Origin of the sequence: Streptomyces sp. NPDC091292 (genome assembly GCF_044757265.1) — a bacterium.
Taxonomy (GTDB): domain Bacteria; phylum Actinomycetota; class Actinomycetes; order Streptomycetales; family Streptomycetaceae; genus Streptomyces.
Window position 1 is genome coordinate 15591 of sequence record NZ_JBIVUQ010000025.1, and the last position, 22182, is coordinate 37772.

Below are 22182 nucleotides of genomic sequence, written 5' to 3' on the forward strand. Positions count from 1 at the left end.
CGGATCAGACGTCTTCGACTGTACGGGCGGCCTCTGACAATCGGCTCCGGCGCCGTACGGGCCCGGTCCCCGAAGCCTCCGTGACCGAAACCGTCACGCCGGTGCCGGGCGCCTCACGGTGTCGCCGTGGACACCACGTACACCATGGGATGCGCGGGGTCGGACCAGTTCACGACGACGTTCGTGGACGGCCGCGGGTCGTCCTGGGTGCGGGTGAGGCCCGACCAGGGGCCGGGGCCCGAGAAGTCCCAGTCGACGACCTTGCGGTCCCGGGTGTTGATCGGCAGGTCGTCGGCGTGCAGTGCGTCGGTGTGGGTGCCCAGGGTGCCGAGGAACTTGTCCAGGCCCTCGTTGCTGGTGAGGAACTGGACGTACAGGCGGCTGGTCTTCCAGTTGTTGGTCTCGTAGTAGGCGACGTTCCCGGAGTACGAGGGGATGGTGATCTCGTAGAGGCGTCGCTGGACCTTCGACGGCCAGCCGGGCGTGAGGCCGGTCGCGGAGTACTTGGCCTCCTTGTCCTTGCCGCTGTCCCGGCTCTGGTCGGCGGAGATCATGAGATATCCGGCGGGTACGCCGATGAGCAGCACGATGATCAGGAGGGTGAACGCGCGGCGGCGGATCCGGTGGCCGCGCCCTTCGGGCCGTCGTCCCGGTTCCTCCGGGGACGGCACCTGGCGGGGCAGTGTGGACATGGTCACGGGGCCCCCTGGGCGGAGCGTGAGGTGCGGCGGGCCTCCGCGTACCGCTCGTAGCGTTCGTAGCGCTCGACGCGGCGGCGGTTGGCCCGGCGGAAGCGGCGGGCGACCAGGCGGGCCAGGTCGGCGGCGCCGACCATGCCCGCCTCGGGGCCGAGCTGGGCGCGGGCGATGCGGGCCTCGGGGCGGTAGCCGCGGCCGGTGAGGTGGCGGCGGAAGGCGTCCCGGGCGGGCACGATGAGCAGGTCGTCGGCGGCGCTGACGCCGCCGCCGATGACGAAGCAGGAGGGGTCGAGCGCGGCGGCGAGGTTGGCGATGCCGATGCCGAGCCACTGGCCGATGTCCTGGAGCAGTTCGACGCACATGGCGTCGCCCTCGCGGGCCAGCTCGGTGATGAGGGGTCCGGTGATGTCGGGGATGTGGCCCTGGACGCGCTCGATGATGCTGTACGCGACCGGAGAGTCCGCCGTCGCCAGCTCGCGGGCCTCGCGCACGAGGGCGTTGCCGGAGCTGTACTGCTCCCAGCAGCCCCGGTTGCCGCAGGCGCAGCGGTGGCCGCCGGGGACGACCTGCATATGGCCGAATTCGCCGGCGACACCGTACTTGCCGCGCTTGACCTGGCCGTCCTCCAGGATGGCGCCGCCGATGCCCGTACCGAGGGTGATCATGACGAGGTGGTCCTCGCCGCGGCCCGCGCCGAAGCGCCACTCGGCCCAGGCGGCGGTGTTCGCGTCGTTGTCGACCAGCACGGGCACGGCGAGCCGGCCCGCGATGCGGTCGCGGAGGGGTTCGTTGCGCCAGGAGAGGTGGGGCGCGAACAGGACGCGGTTGCGTTCGGCGTCGACCCAGCCCGCGGCGCCGATGCCGACGGCGTGCACGTCGTGCCGGTCGGACAGGTCCAGGACCAGTTCGACGATGGTGTCCTCGACGACCTTGGGGCTCTTGGACTTGTCGGGCGTCTCGGTGCGCAGCTTCTCCAGGATGGTGCCGTCGGCGTCGACGACACCCGCCATCACCTTCGTACCGCCGATGTCGATGCCGACGGTGGGGACGCGGGGCGCCGTCAGATGCGATCGGCGCTCACGGGTGCCCACGGTCCGCAGGACGGTGGCGCGTGCGGAGCCACGGTGCGCGAGGTCGCGGTAGGTGCTCATCGCGCCGATTGTGCCTCACGCGCGCGTAGGGGCGCATAACGACGGCGGAGGGCGGTCGCCGTCCCGCGTCGGACGGGCGCGGTCATGCGTCGGACGCGGCGTCCGCCGGGTGGCCGCCGACGTGGGTGGGGGCGGGGGCGCGCTCCAGTTCGTGCCGGAGGTCGTCCAGCTCGCTGCCGCCCGCCATTTCGCGGGTCAGCTCGTCGAGGGTGATCGCGTCGCGGAGGTGGCTGCCGGACATGGCGCCGCGCTTCAGGAGGACGAAACGGTCGCCGACGAGATACGCGTGGTGCGGATTGTGCGTGATGAGGACCACGCCGAGTCCGGCGTCCCGGGCGGCGGCGACGTACTTGAGCACCACGCCGGACTGCTTCACACCGAGGGCCGCGGTGGGCTCGTCCAGTACGAGGACCTTGGCGCCGAAGTACACGGCACGGGCGATGGCCACGCACTGCCGCTCGCCGCCGGAGAGGGTGCCGATGGGCTGGTCGACGTCGCGCAGGTCGATGCCCATGCGCAGCAGCTCGGCGCGGGTGGTGCGGCGCATCAGGTCGGTGTCCAGGCGCCGGAAGGGCCCGCGGCCCCTGGTGGGCTCGGAGCCGAGGAAGAAGTTCCGCCAGACCGGCATCAGGGGGACGACGGCGAGGTCCTGGTAGACGGTGGCGATGCCCCGGTCGAGCGCTTCACGCGGTGACGACAGGCGGCACTCCTCGCCCTCGATGCGCAAGGTGCCCGCGTCGTGCCGGTGCAGCCCCGCGACGATCTTGATGAGCGTGGACTTCCCGGCGCCGTTGTCGCCGAGCACACAGGTGATCTCGCCCGCGTGGACCTCCAGGGACACCCCTTCGAGGGCGCGGATGGTGCCGTAGTACTTACTGACGGCGTCGAGTGCGATCAGCGGGGTACCCGGGGTACGGGCCGACGTCGTCATGTGGTGGCCTCCGCGCGCTTGCGGACCCAGGCGTTGAGCAGGGTCGCGAGGAGCAGCATCGCTCCGAGGAAGAACGTGAACCATTCGGCGTCCCACTCGGCGTAGACGATGCCCATGCTCGCCATGCCGAAGATGAAGGCGCCGACCGCCGAGCCGACGGCGGAGCCGTAGCCGCCGGTGATCAGGCAGCCGCCGATGACGGCCGCGACGATGTACTTGAGTTCGTTGCCGACGCCTTCACCGGACTGGACGACGTCGAACGAGAACAGGAGGTGCTGCCCGGAGATCCAGGCGCCCAGCGCGACGCCGACGTACAGGCCGACCTTGGTCCTGTCGACGGGGACGCCGACCGCGCGGGCCGCTTCCCTGCCGCCACCCGCCGCGAAGATCCAGTTGCCGGCGCGGGTGCGGAGCAGGATCCAGGTGGCGACGGCGACGAGCGCGAGCCACCACAGGATGGTGATCTTGAAGGCGACGCCTCCGACGGTGACCGTCGACGCGAAGACCGTCTTGGCGGACGAGAAGCCCTCCATGTCGGAGATCGACTTGGTGGAGACGGTGCCGCTGATCAGCTTGGTGAAGCCGAGGTTCATCCCGGTCAGCATCATGAAGGTGCCGAGCGTGATGATGAAGCTGGGCAGTTTGGTACGGGTCAGCATCAGACCGTTGAACAGGCCGAGCGCGAGGGTCACCACCAGCGAGACGGCGACGCCCACCCAGACGTTCGCGGTCATCTGGTAGCTGAACATCGAGGAGATCAGCGCGGAGCTGGTCACCATGACACCGGCCGACAGGTCGAACTCGCCGCCGATCATCAGCAGCGCCACCGGTACGGCCATGATGCCGAGCGTCGACGCCGCGTACAGGACGGTGCTGATGCTGGTGGCGCGCAGGAAGCTGTCGGCGACGAGCGCGAAGAACAGAAAGACGGCGATCGCGCCGACGACCGAGCCCAGTTCGGGGCGGCCGAGAAGTTTACGCAAGGGCGAGGACGTAAGGAGCCGTTCGTCGGTCCCGGTGCCGTCCGGTGCGGGTGCCGGGGCCATGGTGGTCATCGGGTGCCCCGCTTCGCGTAGTCCTCAAGGGCCGGGGCCTGGTCCTTGGTGATGATCTGGGGTCCGGTGAGGACGGGCCGGCCGCCGCCGAGCGCGTTGGCGTTGTACTTGTACAGCCACAGCAGGTCGATCGCCTGGTAGCCCTGGAGGTAGGGCTGCTGGTCGACGGCGAAGCCGAGGGTGCCGTCCTTGAGGGCGCCGGCGACCTTGGCGTTGAGGTCGAAGGTGTCGATCTCCGCCTTGCTGCCGGCGTCCTGCCGAGCCTGGACGGCGGCGTCCGCGAAGGGCGCGCCGAGGGTGACGACGGTGTCGATGGACGGGTCGGCCTGGAGCTTCGCGCCGATCGCGGAGCGTACGGAGGGCATGTTCGTGCCCTCGACGTACAGGTTCTCCATGTCGCCCTCGAAGCGGGACTTGGCGCCCGCGCAGCGCTGTTCGTGGCCGACGTTGCCCTGTTCGTGCAGGATGCACAGGGCCTTGTGGCGGCCTCGTTCGTTGAGGGTGTCCCCGACGGCCTCGCCCGCGATGGTCTCGTCCTGGCCGACGTGGGTGAGGGCGCCGAACTCCTTGGACTCGGCGGAGCCGGAGTTCACGGTGATGACGGGGATGCCGGCCTTCTCGGCGCGGGCCACGGCCGCCTTCAGCGCGTCGGGCTTGGCGAGCGTGACGACGATGCCGTCGACCTTCTTGTCGACGGCGGTGTCGACGAGCCGCGCCTGCTGCTGGCCCTCGTCGCTGTTCGAGTACAAGAAGTTGATGTTGTCCTTGGCGGCGGCCTGCTCGGCGCCACTGCGGACGATGTCCCAGAACGAGTCGCCCTCACCGGAGTGCGTCACCATCGCGAACGTCCAGCGGGGCGTGTTCACGGCGGCCTTGCCCTGGGCGGCGGCGGCCTTGCGGGCGTCCTCTGCCCGTTTGCCGCCGGTGCTGCTGCATCCCGCGAGGGAGATCCCGAGCGCCGCCACCAGCACGGCGCCCATCACGCGAACCCCTGTCCCAACCCTTGCCACGACCCCGTGCCCTTCTTGCCGCAATCCCCGGTACGCCGGGGCCGACGGAACCGGCCCCGTGGGCCGTCTTCGCGACCCCGAACGCTCCAGTATCGGTCACGGCGATCGGGCGCCCGGCCATCGGGTCCGCGCGCGGGGTCGTCCGGTACGCGCGTGGTGTCGTCGTCCACGCGCGCGGGGCACCGCTCCGGCTCTGCGGCCCAGTGGCTCAGGACCGTACGCCCCGGCGGCTCAGGGCCGTACGAGGAGCTGGAACTCGAAGGAGTAGCGCGACGCGCGATAGGTGTGCGAGCCGAACTCGACGGGCCGTCCGGTGTCGTCGAACGTGGTGCGCTGCATGGTGAGCAGCGGCGCCCCGTCGGGCTCGGCGAGGCGCTCGGCCTCCACGGCGGTGGCGGCGCGCGCCCCGACCGACTGCCGTGCGCTGTGCAGGGTGATGCCGACGGCGCGCATCAGCCGGTAGAGCCCGGTGGCTTCGAGGCGGTCGTTCTCCAGGACGAGCAGCCCGGTCGGCAGATGGTTGCAGAGGTACGCCATGGGCTCGCCGTGCGCGAGCCGCAGCCGCTCCACACGGTGCACCTCGCTGCCCTCGGGGACACCGAGCGCGGCGGCGATCTCGGCGGACGCGGGGACGAGGGTGTTGTCGAGGACCCGGGTCGCGGGGCGCTGACCGGCCGCCTCCAGGTCGTCGTAGAGGCTGCTCAGCTCCAGGGGGCGCTTGACCTGACTGTGCACGACCTGGGTGCCGACGCCCCTGCGGCGGACCAGGAGGCCCTTGTCCACGAGGGACTGGATGGCCTGGCGGACGGTCGGCCGGGACAGCCCGAGGCGGCCCGCCAGTTCTATCTCGTTGCCCAGGAGGCTGCCCGGGGTGAGCGTGCCGTGTTCGATCGCCGCCTCCAGTTGCTGGGACAGCTGGAAGTAGAGCGGGACCGGGCTGCCCCGGTCGACGCTGAGGCGGAGCGCGACGGTCGGATCGACTTCTGGTTTGGGCACGGGCCGAGCGTAGTCGCAGGAAATGATGACGGGAAGTTGTGAAGTTCGATTGTCCGGACAAAGTATTGACAGGAGGCGTGGGCCCGGACAGCTTGTACCCATGCGCATCGGACTCATCGGCACGGGCCGCATCGGCACCTTTCACGCGGCGGCCCTGAACCGTAATCGCGAGGTGGGTTCCCTGGTCGTCACGGACGCCGACCCCGGCCGCGCGCACACGCTCGCCGACCGGATCGGGGCGACGGTGGCCCCGGGAGTGGACGAGATCTTCACCTGGGGCGTGGACGCGGTCGTGATCACCACGGCGACGTCGGCCCACGCGGAGCTGATCGGCCGGGCGGCGCGGGCCGGGCTTCCGGTGTTCTGCGAGAAGCCCATCGCCCTGGACCTGCCGGGCACGCTGGCGGCGCTGCGTGAGGTGGAGGCGGCGGGCACGGTCCTCCAGATGGGTTTTCAGCGGCGCTTCGACGCCGGTTACACCACCGCGCGCGCGTGGGTGCGGGACGGCAGGCTGGGGCGGCTGCACACGGTCCGCGCGATGACCTCCGACCCGGCGCCGCCGCCGGCCGCGTATCTGCCGCTCTCCGGCGGGCTGTACCGGGACTGCCTGGTCCATGACTTCGACATCCTGCGCTGGGTGACCGGGCGCGAGGTCCTCGACGTGTACGCCGCCGGGTCGGACGCGGGGCCCGCGATGTTCCGCGAGGCCGGGGACGTGGACACGGCCGCCGCGCTGCTCACCCTGGACGACGGGACGCTCGCCACGGCCACGGCGACCCGGCTCAACGGTGCCGGGTACGACGTACGGATGGAGCTGGCCGGGGAGCGGGACCAGGTCGCGGTGGGCCTGGACGACCGTACGCCGATCGCGTCCACCGAGCCGGCCGGGCCGCCCGCCGCCGACAAGCCGTGGCCCGGTTTCCTGGAGCGTTTCGCGCCCGCCTACGAGGCGGAACTCGTGGCCTTCGTGGACGTGGTGCGCGGCGAGCGCGACAACCCGTGCGACGGCCGCGAGGCGCTGCACGCGCTGCGGATCGCGGAGGCGTGCGAGCTGTCGCGGCGGGAGCGGCGAGCGGTGTCCCTCGGAGAGATCCCGGACGCCTGACGCGCGGGGCCCGTCACTGGACCGGCAGCACCGTCCCCTGGGCCACCGCGCACACCCGCTCGCTCCCGTCGTCCGCGTCCACCGTGGACAGGTCGCAGCGGACGACGGCCTGGCGGCGGCCCGCGTGGACGACCTCGGCGCGCGCGACGAGGGTGCGGCCGGTGGCCGGGCGGAGGTACTGGATCGTGAAGCCGCCGGTCAGTACGGCCGGGCCGAGCGCTGTGCCGCCGGCGAAGGTCAGGGCGTTGTCCGCGGCGTAGGCGAGGACGCCGCCGTGCAGGAAGCCGTTCTGCTGGTGCAACTCCTCGCGGATGTCGATCTCCAGCGTGGCCCCGCCGTCGCCGAAGGCCGTGACACGGGCCTGGACCAGTCGGCTGAACGGCTGGCTCTCCAGCGTCTTCCGGGCCTGCGCGAGGCCGAAGACTTCGGTCATGCGGTGCTCCTCCAGAGGTGACACGCCCGGCAGTCCGGGCAGGCCGGTTCTACCAGCGCACCGGCAAGCGTCGCATCCCGCGCATCAGCAGCCCCGGCACCCACGGGCCGGGCGGTCCGTCGAGGGCGAGATCGGGGCAGCGGTCGAGCAGTGCGCGGACGGCTATGCGGCCCTCGGCGCGGGCGAGTGGGGCGCCAAGGCAGTAGTGGATGCCGTGGCCGAAGGCGAGGTGGCCCTGCGCCGCCCTGCGGATGTCGAACCGCGCCGGTCCCGTGAAGCGGTCCGGGTCGCGGTCGGCGGCGGTGAGGCCGATCAGGACCGAGTGCCCGACGGGTATGGGCGTGCCGCCGATGTCGAGGGGTTCGGCGGCGAAGCGGTACGTGGCGTTCTCCACCGGGCCTTCGTAGCGCAGCATTTCCTCGACGGCGTTGTCGAGGAGGGTCATGTCGGCGCGCAGCGCGGCGAGTTGGTCCGGGTGCGTGAGGAGTGCGTGCACGCCGTTGGCGATGAGGTTGACCGTGGTCTCGTGGCCCGCGACAAGCAGCAGGAAGGCCATCGCGCGCAGTTCGCGCGCGGAGAGCCGGTCGCCGTCCTCGGCCCTGGTGCGGATCAGGGCGGACAGCAGGCCGTCGGCGGGGCCGCTGCACCGCTTGTCCTCGATGAGGTCGTCCAGATAGGTGACGAGGGTGGTGACGGCCTCGTACTCCGCGTCGCCGCTGGTCGGGGCCACGATTTCGTTGGACATCCGGCGGAACGCCTCGCGGTCCATGGTCGGCACGCCGAGGAGTTCGGCGATGACGGTGATCGGCAGCGGGAACGCCAGGGACTCGATCAGGTCGGCCCGCCCCCGGGGCACCATCGCGTCGAGCAGGTCGTCCGTGATCTGACGGATCCTCGGCAGCAGTTCCGTCACGCGGCGGGGCGTGAACTCGCGGACGACGAGCTGCCGCAGCCGGGTGTGCCGTGGTGGGTCGGCGACCAGTAGATACGGGCCGATGAGATCCGCGTCGAGAGTGCGTCCGCCGATCTTGCTGTCGTCCTTGGCGAGCCGGGGGTCGGCGAGTGCGGTACGCGCCTCCTCGTACCCCACGACCAGCCAGGCCGTCTGGTGGGCGAGCGGTGGGGGCAGCCGGACGTGGTGGACCGGGCCGCGGGCGCGCAACTCGGCGTAGAGCGCGTGCGGATCGTCGGTGAACGCCGTGCCGTACGCGCCGAGATCGATCGTCTCCGTCATGTGCTCCCCCGTCTGCTTCCCCACGTACGCCACTTCTCGAATCTAACCCGCCGCTCTGACAACGCCCGTACCGGAACGGCCGGTTCGGCTACGCCCCGGCGTCGGACCCGGACCCTCTCCCGGTCCCGGACCCGTTCTCGGGCGCCTCCGCCGCCTCCGCCGCCTCGGGCAGCAGTTCCGCGTCGTGCGTCAGCAGGGCGATCTGCACCCGGTTGTTGAGACCGAGCTTGGCGAGGATGCGGGAGACGTGGGTCTTGACGGTGGCGACGCTCATGTACAGCTCGCCGGCGATCTCGGCGTTGGAGTGGCCGCGCCCGACGGCGACGGCGACCTCGCGTTCGCGCTCGGCGAGGGAGTCCAGGCGCGCGCGGGCGCGTTCCCTGCGGTCCTGCTGGGGGTCACCGCCCGCGACCTGCGTGATCAGCTGCCGGGTGACGGTCGGCGAGAGGACGGGCGTGCCGGCGGCGACCCGGCGGACCGCGTCGACGATCTCGGCGGGCGCGGTGTCCTTGAGGACGAATCCGGCGGCGCCCGCGCGCAGGGCGCGCAGCACCTGCTCGTCGGCGTGGAACGTGGTCAGCACGACGACCTCGGGGGCGCCCTCGCGGCGGCGCAGCGTCTCCGTGGCGGCGAGGCCGTCGACGGTGGGCATCCGGATGTCCATGAGGACGACATCGGGGTGGTGGCGGTCGACCAGGGCCTCGACCTCGGAGCCGTCGCCCGCCTCGCCGACGATCTCGATGTCGTCGGCGCCGCCGAGCATGAACCGGAGCCCGGCGCGGACCAGTGGGTCGTCGTCGACGAGGAGCACCTTGATCGCAGTCATGAGGGCCACGGTAGCCAGGCGCGGACCTGGAAGCCGCCGTCCCCCTCGGGTCCGTGCTCGATCCGGCCACCGGCGAGGGTGGCCCGTTCGGTGAGCCCGATGAGGCCCTGTCCCGAGCCGGGGACGGCCGGGACGTCGCCGGGCGGCGCGGGGTTGCGTACGGAGACGGTGAGGCCGTGGCCGGGGCCGCCGGTGACCTGGACGCCGACCTCGGCGCCCGGCGCGTGCTTGCGGGCGTTGGTCAGGCCCTCCTGGGTGATGCGGTAGGCGGTGCGGCCGACGGATGCGGGGACGCCGGCGGGGTCGGTGACCTGGTTGTCGAGGTGGACCTTCGCACCCGCCTCCCGGGACTCGGCGACCAGGGCGTCCAGTGCGGCAAGGGTGGGCTGCGGGCGGCCCGACTCGTCGCTCTCGGGGGCGCGCAGGACCCCGATGATCTCGCGCAGGTCCTGCAGGGCCTCGTGGGCGCTCTCACGGATGACGCCGGCCGCGCGGCCGATCTCCTCCTGAGGCGCGTCGGGCCGGAACTCCAGGGCGCCCGCGTGGACGCTGAGGAGGGTCAGCCGGTGCGCGAGGACGTCGTGCATCTCGCGCGCGATGGCCTCGCGCGCGAGGCGCTGGGCCTGTTCCGCGCGCAGGGCGGCCTCCGTCTCGGCGCGCCGGGCACGGTCCCGCAGCGACACCAGGAGCTGGCGGTGGGAGCGGACGAACATGCCCCAGCCGATCACCGTGAGGCCGAGCAGCACGGTGAGGCCGACGGCGCCGCTGTACGGCAGATCGGGGTCGGGCCGCCACCAGAAGAAGACGGGCATCAGGGCGAGGGTGGCGCCGCCGACCCAGGCCACGTAGCGGAAGGGCCGGTGCACGGCGAGCGTGAAGAGGGCGATCATGCCCGCGCCGCCCGAGGCGGTGGAGAGGAAACCGATCGGCAGCATCGCCACGGCCAGGCCGACCGGCCAGCGCCTGCGCAGCCATACGGCGCCGCAGGCCAGCGCGCCGACGGCCTGGTCCAGGTCGGCCAGGACCCGCGGGGTGTTCGGGTCCTTCGACACGGCCTCGGCGGCGACCATCCCGATGAACACGGCGACGAGGAAGCAGAGGAAGTCGACGATCCAGTCCCGGACCGTGCGGCGCGGCCTGCGGCCCTTCACCCGGTCCGGTTCCAGCTCGGCGGCGACGGCCGACGGCAGCAGCCACCGATAGCGGTACGCCGGCGCCGGCTGCGGGGGCGCCGTCGGCTCATTGCCACTCATGGTCGACAAATCTACGCAAGGAAAGCGGTACGCCGTGACCGGTGGACGGCGGCGGCGACCAAAGTCGGGGAGCCGGATACTTTCGGCGCGTCCCCGCGCGCGGGGAGGCTACTTCCGTGGCGACGGCCTCGCCCCGCGGCCGATGGGGCAGCGATGGCCACGGGGCGAGGATCACCGTATGAAGCAGTTGCTGGAGATTCTTGGTGTGTTCGCGCTGATCCAGGGAGTGGCGGGCCTGGTGCACGCGGTGAGCGGCTGGCTGCGCGGCTGGGGGCTCGTACAGCGGATCGCCTTCTTCGACGGGTACGAGATCTACGCGAGCGTGACGCTGCTGGTACTCGCGTTCGCCCTCTTCGCCGTCGCGGACAGCCTCAAACGCACCAATGGCTGAGCCGTGCCGAGGGGCCGGCCGGCCCGGGAGCGGTCACCGAGGGGTCAGCAGGAGTACTTGACCAGCTTGAACGTCACGTAGTGGTCGGCGGTGTAGTAGTCCTCGTCCACGGCCTTGCCGGTGACGATGCGGCGGGCGCCGCGGGTGGAGGAGCCCGGGGTCTTGACGGTGTACTCGTGGTAGTAGCCGGTGGACTGCTGGGGCAGGACGCCTTCGCGGTTCTGGAAGACCCCTCCGTCCTGCGGGTACGGGTAGGGGCCGCCCCTGGCGATCAGGTTGAGCGTCGTGTACGCCTCGGACGGGAGCGCGGAGTAGCAGATGCTGCCGACGGCGGCCACGGAGAGCGTGGACGACGCGGACGCCGAGGACGACGAGGACACAGTGCGGGCGGGGGCCGGGGCGGCTTCGGCGGCGACGGCCGTGGGACCGCCGACGAGGAGCGTGGCGGCGACGGCGGTGGCGGCGAGGAACCGTGGGGGGATTCGCATGCCCCTAGGATGACGCGCGTAGAGCATGACGTGTCAATGTCAAGTCGGCCGAATTTTCCCGAAGTTAACCCGCCGCCGGGCACGCGCGCGTGCGTACGCGCAGTGCCTACGCGTGCCCACGCGTGCGTGCACGCGCGCCTATACGTAGCTGCCGTAGGAGGGCCGGCCCGCGAGGTCGTACGTCTGGATCGCCACGCCGGTACTGGTGGTACGGGCCGCGACGTGCCGGAACGCGGTGGGCGGCGCACCGTCCGCGAAGAGCCGGAGCCCCTTGCCGAGCACCACGGGGAACGTCAGCAGATGGACCGTGTCGACCAGGTCATGCGCCATCAAGTACTGGGCGAGGACGCCGCTGCCGTGCACCTGGAGTTCACCGTCGGTGCGCTCCTTGATCGCGGCGACCTCCTTGGCGACGTCACCGCCGATGATGGTCGTGCCCGCCCAGTCGACCGTGTCGAGCGTGTTCGACGCGACGTATTTCGGCAGCGAGTTGAGCCGGGACGCGATCGGGTTCGCGGGGTCGGTCACCAGGGGCCAGTAGCCCGCGAAGATTTCGTACGTACGGCGGCCGAGCAGGAAGGCGCCCGACCGGTCGAAGACCTCCGCCATGAACCGGCCGAAGTCCTCGTCCCCGTACGGCACCGACCAGCCGCCGAAGTCGAAGCCTCCGCTGGTGTCCTCCTCCGGGCCGCCCGGCCCCTGCATGACGCCGTCGAGCGTGAGGAAGGTGGTGAGGGAGAGCTGAGCCATGAGGGGTGCCTGCTTCCGTGGGGTACGGGTCCGTGTACGGATCGCTGTATGGATCGCTGTATGGATCCCTGTACGGGTTCCTGTCATCAACTCTGACCCCTGGCGCGCCCGGAACTCATCGCGCCGCGCGCGGGCGCACGCGCTGCGCACGCATGGAACACAGTGTCCGTTCACCGCCGGTCCCCCGTCCCACCCGCTGCTTGCATGGAACGCACGACACCGCAGGTGAACGACGGTGGCGTACGGATACGACACAGGAGGTTCCATGAACGGCAAGGTGGCCCTGGTGACCGGCGGCAGCCGCGGGATAGGGGCCGCGACCGCACTCCGGCTGGCGCGGGACGGCGCCGATGTCGCCCTCACCTACGTCGCGGGCGAGGAGGCCGCCCAGGACGTCGTCCGTGAGGTGAAGGCGCTGGGCAGGCGCGGTCTCGCGCTGCGCGCCGACTCGGCGGACGCGGGGCAGGCGGCCGAGGCGGTGGAGCGTACGGCGGAGGAGTTCGGGCGGCTCGACGTGCTCGTCAACAATGTCGGCGTGGGCGTGCTCGGCCCGCTGGACCAACTGGCGCTCGCCGATGTCGACCGGGTGCTCGCGGTGAACGTCCGCGGGGTGTTCCTGGCCTCGCAGGCGGCGGCCGGGCGGATGGAGCGCGGTGGCCGCATCGTGACGGTCGGCAGCTGTATGACCCAGCGGGTGCCGGGCCCCGGCGGCACGCTCTACGCGATGAGCAAGTCGGCGCTGATCGGCCTGACCAAGGCGCTCGCCCGGGAGCTGGGCGAGCGCGGCATCACCGCGAACATCGTGCATCCGGGGCCCGTGGACACCCGTATGAACCCGGCGGACGGCCCCTACGCGGACGCCCAGAGCGCGCTGACGGCCCTGGGCCGCTTCGGCTCACCCGACGAGGTGGCGTCCCTGGTCGCGTATCTCGCGGGCGACCGTGCCGCGTACATCACGGGCGCGGAACTGGCCGTGGACGGCGGGCACGCGGCGTAGGGCCCCCGTCCAGCCTCCGAAGCGTCAGCCGCCGAGTTCGCGGTGGCGGGTCGTGAGGTGGGCGGTGCCGCGCTCCGTCAGGGAGCCGAAGAGGCGCAGGCGGGAGATGCCGCCGTCGGGATAGATGTCCACGCGCGCGTGGGTGCCGACGGCGGGGGTGTCGAGGACGAAGCGGTGGTTGGTGTCGGGCTGGAGGCGGGTGCGGGGCAACACATCGGTCCACTTCTCCCCGGCACCGCCTTCACCCGCACCGCCCTTGCCCACGCCGGAATCCGCACCGGCACCCGCTTCGTCCGTGCGGATCGAGATCGACGCCCAGCCCGCCGCGTTGCCCTTCAGATACGCGGTGTCGATCTCGATCGCGCGGATCTCGGACTCGGCGACGAGCCGGTAGCGGATCCAGTCGTTGCCGTGGTCGCGGCGGCGCCGGGTCTCCCAGCCGTCGTCCATCTTGCGGGAGCGGCCCGGCTGGATGGAGTGGGTGGCGGGCGAGTAGAAGAGGTCCGATGCGCCCTCCACCTGGCCGCCGTTCTCCAGCGCGACCACGTCGAAGGTGCCGAGCGCGCCGAGCCAGCCGGGGTCGGGGACGACCTCGCCGTGCACCCGCACGCGCGCGATGCCGCCGTCGGGGTGCTGCGTGATCCGTACATGCGTGAAGCGCTGCGCCACGTCGACCGCGAAGCCGTTGGCCGCGTGTCCGCCGACCGGCGTGCGCTCGACGAGAGTCGTCCACCGCACATCGCCGGACAGGAGGTCGGCCGGTGACGGGGAGCCCGGCACCGAGACCGCCTCGACCGAGACGGCCTGCGGATAGTTGCCGCGGAAGTGGGCGGTGTCGATGACGAGGCCGCGGATCACTCCGGGGGCGCCGAGCCGGATCAGGGCCCAGTCGTGGTCGTCGTCGGCCGGCCACGGGTGCGCGGCGGACACACCGCGCCGCCGCCGGGTCTCCCAGCCGTCCATGACCTTGCCCTTGTGCCCGAAGTGCTCGGGATCGAACACGGGCCGCCCGGCGACCAGGATGTTCTCGCGCTGCGCGAAGAACTCGTCGTTGGCGGCGATGACCCCGGCGCCGAGCTGCCGGTCGGCGAGATTGGCGTACGCGGTGAAGGGGAAGTCGGCCGTCCGGTAGTCGGCGTACGGGTCGCCGCCACCGTACGGGTCGGCGTCACCGGTGAAGGACGGCACGGGGGACGACTGTGCGGAAGCGGGCTTGGCGGACGAGAAGAGGGAGGCGAAAAGGTCGCTCACGGTGTCAGTGATTCCTTTCGATCAGGCGGCCGGTCGGTGCGCCGATGACGCCGTCGTGCTGGATGCGCTCGCCGCGCAGCCAGGTCGACGTGACGACACCGTGCAGGGTCTTCCCGGCGTACGCGGTGATGCGGTTGCGGTGCTGGAGCGCCGCGGGGTCGACGGTGAAGGTCGCGTCGGGGGCGAGCACGGCGAAGTCGGCGTCGCGGCCCGGCTCGACGGCGCCCTTGCGGGTCAGGCCGGTGAGCGCGGCGGGCGCGGTGGACATCCAGCGGACGACGTCCTCCAGGGTGTGGCCGCGCCCGCGGGCCTCGGTCCACACGGCGGGGAGGCTGGTCTGGAGCCCGGACACACCGCCCCAGGCGGTCGCGAAGTCCGGGGTCTTGAGGTCGGCGGTGGAGGGCGAGTGGTCGGTGACCACGCAGTCGATGGTGCCGTCGGCGAGCGCGGCCCACAGCAGATCCTGGTTGGCGGCGTCACGGATGGGCGGACAGCATTTGAACTCGCTGGCGCCGTCCGGGACTTCCTCGGCGCTGAGGGTGAGGTAGTGCGGGCAGGTCTCGACGGTGAGCCGCACACCCTCGCGCTTGGCGGCGGCGATCAGCGGCAGGGCACTCGCCGACGACAGATGCAGGATGTGGACGCGGGCGTCGAACCGGCGGGCGGCGGCGATCAGGGCCTCGATGGCGGTGTCCTCGGAGACCGGCGGGCGCGTCGCCAGATAGTCCGCGTACCGGGGTCCCGTCAGTTGCGGCGCGGCGGCCAGCTCGCGCGGGTCCTCGGCGTGCACCACGAGCAGTCCGCCGAAGCCGGCGATCTCGGCGAGCGAGCGGGCGAGCTGGTCCCGGTCGAGTGCGGGGAACTCCTCGACGCCGGACGGCGACAGGAAGCACTTGAAGCCGAAGACGCCCGCGTCGTGCAGCGGGCGCAGATCCTTGACGTTGTCGGGCAGGGCCCCGCCCCAGAAGCCGACGTCGATGTGCGCCTTGGCGCGCGCCACGTCCTGTTTGACCCGGAGATGCGGCACCGTCGTCGTCGGCGGCAGCGAGTTCAGGGGCATGTCGACGAGGGTGGTGATGCCGCCGGCTGCCGCCGCGCGCGTGGCGGTCCAGAAGCCCTCCCAATGGGTGCGGCCGGGGTCGTTCACATGGACGTGGGTGTCGACCAGCCCTGACAGGACGACGTCGTCGCCGACGTCCTCAAGGCGGGCGCCCTCCGGTACGGGGGCGTCGTGCGCGAGGACGGCCGTGATCGTGCCGCCGGAGACGGCGACCGAAGCGGCCCGTGTCCCCTCGGGGGTGATGACGCGCGTCGAGCGCAGCACCAGTTGGACGTCGGACACCCGGACCCCTCTCATCCGTTTCCCACCCGCCGTTTCCCGTCCGAGAAATTCAACGTTCTGTTGAAGAACGTGTCACCCGTGACCTCACGCCGTCAAGGGTCACTCACCCACCCCGCGCCCGCTTCTCCGCCCGGCTGGACACTTCCGTACAGTGGAAGTAATATTCCGCAGATCAGAACTGACACGGGACCGCGCGGACAGTCGCCGGGTAGGCTGCTGCCTTGCCCGCCCGCCCCGAAAGGAACGCGCCGTGCCGACGTCGTCCAGCGCACGCACCACCGACACCGCCAAGCCCGCCGCTTCCGGCGGCGGTGTCCAGTCCCTTGAGCGCGCCTTCGACCTCCTTGAGCGGATGGCGGACGCCGGGGGCGAGGTCGGGCTGAGCGAGCTGTCCGCGAGCAGCGGCCTCCCGCTGCCCACCATCCACCGTCTGATGCGCACGCTGGTCGCCTGCGGCTATGTCCGCCAGCAGCCCAACCGGCGGTACGCCCTGGGCCCGCGCCTGATCCGTCTCGGCGAGTCCGCGTCCCGGCTGCTCGGCACCTGGGCCCGCCCCTACCTCGCCCGGCTGGTCGAGGAGACCGGCGAGACCGCGAACATGGCGCTCCTCGACGGCGACGAGATCGTGTACGTGGCACAGGTGCCGTCGAAGCACTCCATGCGGATGTTCACCGAGGTCGGCCGCCGGGTACTGCCGCACTCCACGGGCGTCGGCAAGGCGCTCCTCGCCGACACGCCCGCCGACGAGGTACGCGCGCTGCTCGCCCGTACGGGGATGCCCGCCGCGACAGAGAAGACGATCACCACGCCCGACGGCTTCCTGGACGCCCTGGAGGACGTGCGCCGCCAGGGGTACGCCGTCGACGACAACGAGCAGGAGATCGGCGTCCGCTGCCTCGCGGTCTCCGTGCCCCACTCCCCCACGGCCGCAGCGATCTCCATCTCCGGGCCAGCGGGCCGGGTCACCGACGCCGCGACGGAGAAGATCGTCCCAGTGCTCCAGCAGGTCGCCGTGGAGCTGTCCGAGGCGCTGGCCAGCTCGGGCCCGGCGAGCTGAACACGGGCCACGCGCGCGGGACATCGGGTGGCCGGGGGCCGGACATCATCCCCGCGCGCGTGACGCCCCCATCCGTGACGCTCGTCGTCATCTACGCGCGCGTAGCCGTCGCCAGTCGTCCGTCCGCCATCTCCAGGACCGCGTCCGCCGCCGCGAGGTGCGCGCGGTCGTGGGTGACGAGGACCGTCGCCGTGCCGCGCTCGCGGACCAGCCGGACCAGCAGGTCGAGGACGGCGGCGCCCCGCTCGTGGTCGAGGGCGCTCGTGGGTTCGTCCACGAGGAGCACGGACGGCTCGTTCATCAGCGCCCGCGCGATGTTCACGCGCTGCCGCTGGCCTCCGGAGAGCTGATGCGGTCTGCGGTGGGCGAGATCGGCGAGCCCGACGCCCGCCAGCAGCTCCCGCACCCGGCCCCGTACCGTACGCGCCCTGCGGCCGTCGAGGTGGGCCATGACCTCCAGTTGCTCGGCCGCCGTGAGGGACGGCAGCAGATTCGGCTGCTGGAAGACGATGCCGATCTCGCGGCGCCGCAGCAGGGCCCGCTCGGCGCGGCTGAGCGCGCCCGTCTCCGTACCGCCGACGAGGACCCGCCCCCGGTCCGGTGGGACGAGTGTCGCGGCGACCGCGAGGAGGCTGGACTTGCCGGAGCCCGACGGGCCGACGACCGCCGTGACGGTGCCCGCCGGCACGCCGAGCGATACCCGGTCCAGGGCGGTCAGGCGCCCGTCGCCGTCCGGGTAGGTGAGCGTGACGCCGTCCAGGACCAGCGGCGCGGACGGTTCGGCGGCGGTGGCGTACGAGGCTGCGGTGGTCGTGTTCATCGGGCGCTCCCCAGCGCGGTCAGCGGGTCGACGGCGGTGATCCGCCGGACGGACAGGGCGGCGCCGAACGCGCCCAGGGCGATCAGGACGGCGGCGGGCACCAGGACGGTCGGCGCGTCCAGGACGAACGGCACGTCGCCGCCGCTGACGAGCCCGCCGATCCCGACGGCGAGCACCGTGCCGAGACCGGTCCCGGCGGCGAGTATCACGACCGCCTGCCCGAGCGCGTCCCGCAGCAGATACGGGGTTCCGGCGCCGAGCGCCTTCAGTACGGCGATGTCGGGCGCGCGCTGGATCGTCCAGACCGTGAAGAAGGCCCCTATGACCAGCGCGGAGATGACGAACAGGAATCCGCGCATCAGTTGGAGGGAGCCGTTCTCGGCCCGGTAGGAGCCGATCGCGGTGAGCGCGTCGTCGCGGGTCAGGGTGCGCGTACCGGCCGCGCGGTCGCCCGCCGCGAGGTCCGCCCCGGACACCCCGTCCGTCCGCAGGGCGATCACCGTGGCCCCCGCACCCGAGCCCGATCCGGAACCCGAGCCCGCCGCCGTACCGCCACCGCCGTGCCCGAGCCCCTGCCAGTCGGCGAGCGCCGTCCACACGACGGGCGTGTGGCTGTACGAGGCGTCGCCCCGGACCGCCGCGACAGTCACCTCCACCCCGCCGAGCCGGACCGTGTCGCCCGCCCCGGCGCCGAGCGCGTCGGCCGCCTTCCCGGAGAGCACGACCCGCCCGGCGCCGACCCCGGCGGGCGCGAGACCGCTGTCCGGTCCCACGCCGAACGCGGACACCGCCGCCGTACGGTCCCCGGCGCCCGCGTTCAGGGTACGGATGCCGAGGGGTTCGGCGGAGGTGACGCCGGGCTGGCGTGCCCAGGTCAGCCAGGCGCGCTCGGGCACGGTCGAGTCGGTGAAGGACACGGACCGGCCGTCCGGCGGGGCCGCGAAGGCGAGGCGGTCGGCGGGCAGGCCGGTGATCGCCGAGGTGTTCTCCCTGGCGAGCCCGGCGGTCAGCCCCGACAGCAGACCGACGAGCAGGGTGATCAGCACGACGACGGCTCCCATCAGGGCGAACCGCCCCTTGGCGAACCTCAGATCTCTCCAGGCGACGAACATGCCCCCACCTTGCGCCGCCGGTGCGCGGCCAGGCATCGCGCCACGGCACGCTTCACCCGGATCGAAGGGGGGAAGCCGCATTCCACCTTTCGGTTGACCCCGCGCGCGGAACGTCTGCCTACGCTGGTGGAGGTATGCGTCCTGATCCCCTGTCCCCCGCCCTGCGCGCGCTGCGCGTCTGCCTGCACCTGCTGATGGCCGGTCTGCTGGCCCTCGTCGTCGTGCGCGCGCTCACCGCCGACGGCTCCGGAGGCGACGGTTCCGGCGGTCTCGGCGGTGCCGGCGGTGGCGCGTCCGGTAGTACGGCGGCGGTCCTCGCGGCGACGGCCCTCGTGGCGGCCGTGTACGCCGCCGGACCGCTGCTGCCCGCCGTACGCGACCGGCAGGGCCCCGCCGCCCTGTGGCTCGGGGCGCTCGGCGCGTCGTGGCTGGTGCTGCTCGTGCTCACGCCGGACGGGCTGTGGCTGGCGTTCCCGCTGTACTTCCTGGAGCTGCATCTGCTGCCCGCTCGGTGGGGGCTTCCGGCGGTGGCCGTCACGGCGGGCGCGGCCATCGTGTCGTTCGTCCGGCACGGCGAGCCGTTCACGGCGGGCGCCGTCATCGGTCCGCTGCTCGGCGCGGCCGTCGCCACCGCGACCGTCCTCGGCTATCAGGCGCTCTACGGCGAGAGCGAGCGGCGGCGCGCCCTCATCGGTGAACTGATCGCCACGCGCGCGGAGTTGGCTGCGGCCGAACGCACGGCGGGCACCCTCGCGGAGCGGGAGCGGCTGGCCCGGGAGATCCACGACACGCTCGCGCAGGGCCTGTCGAGCATCCAACTGCTGTTGCGGGCGGCGGGCCGCACCCTGCCCGCCGACGCCCCGGCCGCCCCGCTCATCGAGCAGGCGCGGGCGGCGGCGCAGGACAACCTCGCGGAGGCGCGCCGTTTCGTCCGGGCCCTCGCGCCGCCGGACCTGGCGCACGGCACCCTCGCGGCGGCCCTGGAGCGGCTGTGCGCGACGGCGCCGGGCTCGGTCCCGGGTGCGGGCACGGCCGCGGACGTCAAGGCGCAGTGCTCGGTGAGCGGCACCCCGGTGGAGCTGCCGACGCCCTACGAGGTGGCGCTGCTGCGGATCGCCCAGTCGGCGCTCGGAAACACCGTGCGGCACGCGCGGGCGCGACGCGTGGACATCACCCTCAGCTTCATGGACACGGCGGTGGCGCTGGACGTGGTGGATGACGGGGTGGGCTTCGACACCGGGGCCGGAACGGGGTCTGGAACAGGGACCGGAACGGGGTCCGGAACGGTCGGCGGGAATCCGCGGGGCCCGGCCGACGCGCGGCGCGACGGAGGGTTCGGGCTGCCCGCCATGCGCTCGCGCGTCGCGTCGCTCGGCGGGACGTTCACCGTCGAATCGGCGCCGGGACAGGGCACGGCGGTGGCGGTGACCCTGCCGCTCCCGACACTCGCGGGCGACGCCGCCGAGCCGATGCCGGTACGGGGGTCCGCATGACCGTAAGGCTCCTGCTCGCGGACGATCACCCGGTCGTGCGGGCCGGGTTGCGGGCCGTACTCGACGCCGAGGCGGACTTCGTGATCGTGGCGGAGGCGGCGACGGCCGAGCGTGCCGTCGAGCTGGCCGGGGCGGGCGGGGTCGACGTGGTCCTGATGGACCTCCAGTTCGGTTCCGGCATGCACGGCTCCGACGCGACGGCGGCCATCACCTCGGTGCCGGGGGCGCCCCGGGTCCTGGTGCTCACGACGTACGACACGGACGCCGACATCCTCGCGGCCGTCGAGGCGGGCGCGGCCGGATATCTGCTGAAGGACGCCCCGCCGGAGGAGCTGGCGGCGGCCGTCCGTACGGCAGCGTCGGGCCGCTCGGCCCTGGCGCCCGCCGTGGCGGACCGGCTGATGCACCGGATGCGCGCGCCCGGCGAGGCGCTCAGCCGCCGGGAGCTTGAGGTGCTGCGGCTGGTCAAGGACGGTCTGTCGAACCAGCAGATCAGCAAGGAACTGTTCCTGAGCCAGGCGACGGTGAAGTCCCATCTGGTGCACATCTACGCCAAGTTGGGCGTCGACTCGCGTACGTCGGCGGTGGCGGCGGCGACCGCGCGCGGGCTGATCCGACGCGGCACCTGACCGCCCCGCCGGAAAAGGGTTCACCCCCGGGACAGCGCCCCCGCGAAGTCCTCCGGCTCCGCGCGCCGCAACCGCCGCCGCAGTCCCCGCGGTACGGGTGCGACCGGCACCGTCAGGACCGGGCAGACCGCGTGCCGCGACACCTGCCGACGCACCCGCCCACCCCATCGGGCACCGCCCCACCCCCGTACCGCCGCCACCCCGGCCCCGGAGCTGTCGGGGTTGCGGGCGAACAGGGCCTCGCCCTCGGGCGGTTCCCAGGCGAGGACGGCGAGCAACCGCACACCCCGACGACCACGCGCGGCGCGTCCCCCGGCGGCCGGTTCATCCGCGCCCCGTCCCCACGCGAGTGCCCCGTCCCCACGCGAGTCACCCATGCCCCCGTCCCCACGCGAGCGCCCGCGCGTACATCCGGCGGACCGGGTCGCGCAGCGGGACCCCGGGCATGCGGTCCTCGGCGATGCGCTGCCACTCCCGCTCGGTGCGGTCCGTGATCCCGTCGGTGACCGACGCGTCGTGGCGGACCATGGCGTACCTCCTCGTCGACGCCTCAGGGCCAAAGCGGCCCGGGTGCTCAGCGTCTCGCCGCCACACCGTGGGGCGGCAGGGCCAATTCGAGGAAGTTGGACCCTATGTGAGGGGCAGTGTCCAGGATGTGGACCGGTCGGCGGGGGGTCAGCGGGCGGGTGGCCCGCCGAACAGTTCGACGGCGCTCCGTACCTCCGCGAGAGGTCCGGAGAGCGCGCTCACGGAGCCGATGGACCCGGCGATCAGCAGCAGGGACCGGCGCAGCCGGGGTGTCTCGGGGATGCCGCCGGAGGCCATGGCGGCGAGTGCGGCGAGTTCCTCCTCGGCGATGCCCCGGTCCGGGAACTCGACCGGATGGGCCGCGAGCGCCCGGTGCAACCGGACCACGGCGACGCGCAGTACCGCGACCCGTGGATCCTCGTCGCTGTCGGCCACCGCTTTCTGTCCCACGCTCCGCAACACAGCTCTCCCCCCGCGCACTCCGTCGTGCGCCGCACCCGAATCGGACCCCATGCACGCCCCCGCGAGCGCTGGTCGGGCGCCGGGGACGCGGGTCAGTAAACGCCCTCGGCGCGGCGACCGCCACTCCGTCGACCGATTTGCGAAGGCACCCGTCCGAGGCGTCCGTCACG

At 72.6% G+C, this 22182-nt stretch carries 25 protein-coding genes; 6 read left to right on the forward strand and 19 right to left on the reverse strand.

From position 1 onward, the window contains the following. Positions 1 to 113 precede the first annotated feature (113 nt). The 6 genes from ACIQNU_RS38100 to ACIQNU_RS38125 form a co-directional block, all read right to left on the reverse strand. A complete protein-coding gene (locus ACIQNU_RS38100) occupies positions 114 to 692 on the reverse strand; it encodes a sugar kinase (RefSeq protein ID WP_401375531.1) in 579 nt (192 codons plus the stop codon). Positions 693 to 694: 2 nt separating this feature from the next. After that, positions 695 to 1849 (reverse strand): ROK family glucokinase, encoded by a 1155-nt coding sequence (locus tag ACIQNU_RS38105; protein WP_401375534.1) that lies wholly within the window; start codon positions 1847 to 1849, stop codon positions 695 to 697. A gap of 82 nt (positions 1850 to 1931) precedes the next feature. Further along, complete coding sequence (locus ACIQNU_RS38110; RefSeq protein ID WP_401375537.1) at positions 1932 to 2780, reverse strand: ATP-binding cassette domain-containing protein; 849 nt, start codon at positions 2778 to 2780, stop codon at positions 1932 to 1934. Continuing rightward, positions 2777 to 3826: an ABC transporter permease gene (locus ACIQNU_RS38115; RefSeq protein WP_401375718.1), complete on the reverse strand. Its 1050-nt coding sequence runs from the start codon at positions 3824 to 3826 to the stop codon at positions 2777 to 2779. Before ACIQNU_RS38115 ends, ACIQNU_RS38110 begins: the two co-directional genes overlap by 4 nt. A 5-nt stretch (positions 3827 to 3831) precedes the next feature. After that, positions 3832 to 4815, reverse strand: coding sequence for a sugar ABC transporter substrate-binding protein (locus ACIQNU_RS38120; protein ID WP_401375539.1), 984 nt, complete (start codon positions 4813 to 4815; stop codon positions 3832 to 3834). Positions 4816 to 5076: 261 nt separating this feature from the next. Further along, positions 5077 to 5841, reverse strand: a complete 765-nt coding sequence (locus ACIQNU_RS38125; RefSeq protein WP_401375542.1) for a GntR family transcriptional regulator — start codon at positions 5839 to 5841, stop codon at positions 5077 to 5079. Between the two features lie 100 nt (positions 5842 to 5941). Between ACIQNU_RS38125 and ACIQNU_RS38130 the strand changes: the two genes are divergently transcribed. Next, positions 5942 to 6946 (forward strand): Gfo/Idh/MocA family oxidoreductase, encoded by a 1005-nt coding sequence (locus ACIQNU_RS38130; RefSeq protein ID WP_401375543.1) that lies wholly within the window; start codon positions 5942 to 5944, stop codon positions 6944 to 6946. Between the two features lie 13 nt (positions 6947 to 6959). Here ACIQNU_RS38130 and ACIQNU_RS38135 read toward each other — a convergent pair whose 3' ends face one another. The 4 genes from ACIQNU_RS38135 to ACIQNU_RS38150 all read right to left on the reverse strand — a co-directional run bounded on the left by ACIQNU_RS38135 (position 6960) and on the right by ACIQNU_RS38150 (position 10692). After that, entirely contained in the window at positions 6960 to 7379 is a 420-nt protein-coding gene (locus ACIQNU_RS38135; protein WP_401375545.1) for a PaaI family thioesterase, read from the reverse strand. A gap of 49 nt (positions 7380 to 7428) precedes the next feature. Beyond that, positions 7429 to 8613: a cytochrome P450 gene (locus ACIQNU_RS38140; protein WP_401375721.1), complete on the reverse strand. Its 1185-nt coding sequence runs from the start codon at positions 8611 to 8613 to the stop codon at positions 7429 to 7431. Positions 8614 to 8701: 88 nt separating this feature from the next. After that, positions 8702 to 9439 (reverse strand): response regulator, encoded by a 738-nt coding sequence (locus ACIQNU_RS38145; protein ID WP_401375548.1) that lies wholly within the window; start codon positions 9437 to 9439, stop codon positions 8702 to 8704. Continuing rightward, on the reverse strand, positions 9436 to 10692 hold the full coding sequence (locus tag ACIQNU_RS38150; protein WP_401375550.1) for a histidine kinase: 1257 nt from the start codon (positions 10690 to 10692) through the stop codon (positions 9436 to 9438). The genes ACIQNU_RS38145 and ACIQNU_RS38150 overlap by 4 nt, the downstream gene beginning before the upstream one ends. A gap of 178 nt (positions 10693 to 10870) precedes the next feature. Between ACIQNU_RS38150 and ACIQNU_RS38155 the strand changes: the two genes are divergently transcribed. Then, positions 10871 to 11083, forward strand: a complete 213-nt coding sequence (locus ACIQNU_RS38155) for a hypothetical protein (RefSeq protein WP_401375553.1) — start codon at positions 10871 to 10873, stop codon at positions 11081 to 11083. A gap of 44 nt (positions 11084 to 11127) precedes the next feature. Here the strand turns inward: ACIQNU_RS38155 and ACIQNU_RS38160 are convergent, their stop codons facing one another. Beyond that, positions 11128 to 11571: a ribonuclease domain-containing protein gene (locus ACIQNU_RS38160; RefSeq protein WP_401375556.1), complete on the reverse strand. Its 444-nt coding sequence runs from the start codon at positions 11569 to 11571 to the stop codon at positions 11128 to 11130. 138 nt (positions 11572 to 11709) lie between these two features. Further along, complete coding sequence (locus ACIQNU_RS38165; RefSeq protein ID WP_401375558.1) at positions 11710 to 12321, reverse strand: dihydrofolate reductase family protein; 612 nt, start codon at positions 12319 to 12321, stop codon at positions 11710 to 11712. A gap of 265 nt (positions 12322 to 12586) precedes the next feature. Between ACIQNU_RS38165 and ACIQNU_RS38170 the strand changes: the two genes are divergently transcribed. After that, positions 12587 to 13318 carry an SDR family oxidoreductase gene (locus ACIQNU_RS38170; RefSeq protein WP_401375561.1) on the forward strand — a complete coding sequence of 244 codons (732 nt, stop codon included), beginning with the start codon at positions 12587 to 12589 and terminating at the stop codon, positions 13316 to 13318. A gap of 24 nt (positions 13319 to 13342) precedes the next feature. Here ACIQNU_RS38170 and alc read toward each other — a convergent pair whose 3' ends face one another. Together alc and allB are read right to left on the reverse strand one after the other, a co-directional pair. Further along, complete coding sequence (gene alc, locus ACIQNU_RS38175; RefSeq protein WP_401375724.1) at positions 13343 to 14506, reverse strand: allantoicase; 1164 nt, start codon at positions 14504 to 14506, stop codon at positions 13343 to 13345. Between the two features lie 67 nt (positions 14507 to 14573). Beyond that, positions 14574 to 15911: an allantoinase AllB gene (allB, locus tag ACIQNU_RS38180; protein WP_401375564.1), complete on the reverse strand. Its 1338-nt coding sequence runs from the start codon at positions 15909 to 15911 to the stop codon at positions 14574 to 14576. 250 nt (positions 15912 to 16161) lie between these two features. Between allB and ACIQNU_RS38185 the strand changes: the two genes are divergently transcribed. Then, positions 16162 to 16968, forward strand: a complete 807-nt coding sequence (locus ACIQNU_RS38185; RefSeq protein WP_401375567.1) for an IclR family transcriptional regulator — start codon at positions 16162 to 16164, stop codon at positions 16966 to 16968. A 91-nt stretch (positions 16969 to 17059) separates the two neighbouring features. On the opposite strand, the gene ACIQNU_RS38190 is transcribed toward ACIQNU_RS38185, so the two are convergent. Both ACIQNU_RS38190 and ACIQNU_RS38195 read right to left on the reverse strand, forming a co-directional pair. After that, the gene (locus tag ACIQNU_RS38190) at positions 17060 to 17788 is read right to left on the reverse strand and encodes an ABC transporter ATP-binding protein (RefSeq protein WP_401375569.1); all 729 of its coding nucleotides are present in this window, start codon (positions 17786 to 17788) and stop codon (positions 17060 to 17062) included. Beyond that, entirely contained in the window at positions 17785 to 18900 is a 1116-nt protein-coding gene (locus tag ACIQNU_RS38195) for an ABC transporter permease (RefSeq protein WP_401375570.1), read from the reverse strand. Before ACIQNU_RS38195 ends, ACIQNU_RS38190 begins: the two co-directional genes overlap by 4 nt. 134 nt (positions 18901 to 19034) lie before the next feature. On the opposite strand from ACIQNU_RS38195, the gene ACIQNU_RS38200 reads away from it, so the two are divergent. Both ACIQNU_RS38200 and ACIQNU_RS38205 read left to right on the forward strand, forming a co-directional pair. Continuing rightward, the gene (locus ACIQNU_RS38200; RefSeq protein WP_401375572.1) at positions 19035 to 20393 is read left to right on the forward strand and encodes a sensor histidine kinase; all 1359 of its coding nucleotides are present in this window, start codon (positions 19035 to 19037) and stop codon (positions 20391 to 20393) included. Continuing rightward, a complete protein-coding gene (locus ACIQNU_RS38205; RefSeq protein ID WP_401375574.1) occupies positions 20390 to 21022 on the forward strand; it encodes a response regulator in 633 nt (210 codons plus the stop codon). The genes ACIQNU_RS38200 and ACIQNU_RS38205 overlap by 4 nt, the downstream gene beginning before the upstream one ends. 20 nt (positions 21023 to 21042) lie before the next feature. On the opposite strand, the gene ACIQNU_RS38210 is transcribed toward ACIQNU_RS38205, so the two are convergent. The 3 genes from ACIQNU_RS38210 to ACIQNU_RS38220 all read right to left on the reverse strand — a co-directional run bounded on the left by ACIQNU_RS38210 (position 21043) and on the right by ACIQNU_RS38220 (position 21985). Further along, entirely contained in the window at positions 21043 to 21399 is a 357-nt protein-coding gene (locus ACIQNU_RS38210) for a hypothetical protein (RefSeq protein WP_401375575.1), read from the reverse strand. Beyond that, positions 21392 to 21550 (reverse strand): hypothetical protein, encoded by a 159-nt coding sequence (locus tag ACIQNU_RS38215; protein ID WP_401375577.1) that lies wholly within the window; start codon positions 21548 to 21550, stop codon positions 21392 to 21394. Before ACIQNU_RS38215 ends, ACIQNU_RS38210 begins: the two co-directional genes overlap by 8 nt. A gap of 147 nt (positions 21551 to 21697) precedes the next feature. Further along, entirely contained in the window at positions 21698 to 21985 is a 288-nt protein-coding gene (locus ACIQNU_RS38220; protein WP_401375727.1) for a DUF5955 family protein, read from the reverse strand. Positions 21986 to 22182: the final 197 nt, after the last annotated feature.

Coding starts and splice junctions, on each gene's coding strand:
- ACIQNU_RS38100 (WP_401375531.1), bottom strand. CDS start 692: ATGTCCACACTGCCCCGCCAGGTGCCGTCCCCGGAGGAACCGGGACGA.
- ACIQNU_RS38105 (WP_401375534.1), bottom strand. CDS start 1,849: ATGAGCACCTACCGCGACCTCGCGCACCGTGGCTCCGCACGCGCCACC.
- ACIQNU_RS38110 (WP_401375537.1), bottom strand. CDS start 2,780: ATGACGACGTCGGCCCGTACCCCGGGTACCCCGCTGATCGCACTCGAC.
- ACIQNU_RS38115 (WP_401375718.1), bottom strand. CDS start 3,826: ATGGCCCCGGCACCCGCACCGGACGGCACCGGGACCGACGAACGGCTC.
- ACIQNU_RS38120 (WP_401375539.1), bottom strand. CDS start 4,815: ATGGGCGCCGTGCTGGTGGCGGCGCTCGGGATCTCCCTCGCGGGATGC.
- ACIQNU_RS38130 (WP_401375543.1), top strand. CDS start 5,942: ATGCGCATCGGACTCATCGGCACGGGCCGCATCGGCACCTTTCACGCG.
- ACIQNU_RS38135 (WP_401375545.1), bottom strand. CDS start 7,379: ATGACCGAAGTCTTCGGCCTCGCGCAGGCCCGGAAGACGCTGGAGAGC.
- ACIQNU_RS38140 (WP_401375721.1), bottom strand. CDS start 8,613: ATGACGGAGACGATCGATCTCGGCGCGTACGGCACGGCGTTCACCGAC.
- ACIQNU_RS38145 (WP_401375548.1), bottom strand. CDS start 9,439: ATGACTGCGATCAAGGTGCTCCTCGTCGACGACGACCCACTGGTCCGC.
- ACIQNU_RS38150 (WP_401375550.1), bottom strand. CDS start 10,692: ATGAGTGGCAATGAGCCGACGGCGCCCCCGCAGCCGGCGCCGGCGTAC.
- ACIQNU_RS38155 (WP_401375553.1), top strand. CDS start 10,871: ATGAAGCAGTTGCTGGAGATTCTTGGTGTGTTCGCGCTGATCCAGGGA.
- ACIQNU_RS38160 (WP_401375556.1), bottom strand. CDS start 11,571: ATGCGAATCCCCCCACGGTTCCTCGCCGCCACCGCCGTCGCCGCCACG.
- ACIQNU_RS38165 (WP_401375558.1), bottom strand. CDS start 12,321: ATGGCTCAGCTCTCCCTCACCACCTTCCTCACGCTCGACGGCGTCATG.
- ACIQNU_RS38170 (WP_401375561.1), top strand. CDS start 12,587: ATGAACGGCAAGGTGGCCCTGGTGACCGGCGGCAGCCGCGGGATAGGG.
- ACIQNU_RS38190 (WP_401375569.1), bottom strand. CDS start 17,788: ATGAACACGACCACCGCAGCCTCGTACGCCACCGCCGCCGAACCGTCC.
- ACIQNU_RS38195 (WP_401375570.1), bottom strand. CDS start 18,900: ATGTTCGTCGCCTGGAGAGATCTGAGGTTCGCCAAGGGGCGGTTCGCC.
- ACIQNU_RS38200 (WP_401375572.1), top strand. CDS start 19,035: ATGCGTCCTGATCCCCTGTCCCCCGCCCTGCGCGCGCTGCGCGTCTGC.
- ACIQNU_RS38205 (WP_401375574.1), top strand. CDS start 20,390: ATGACCGTAAGGCTCCTGCTCGCGGACGATCACCCGGTCGTGCGGGCC.
- ACIQNU_RS38210 (WP_401375575.1), bottom strand. CDS start 21,399: ATGGGTGACTCGCGTGGGGACGGGGCACTCGCGTGGGGACGGGGCGCG.
- ACIQNU_RS38215 (WP_401375577.1), bottom strand. CDS start 21,550: ATGGTCCGCCACGACGCGTCGGTCACCGACGGGATCACGGACCGCACC.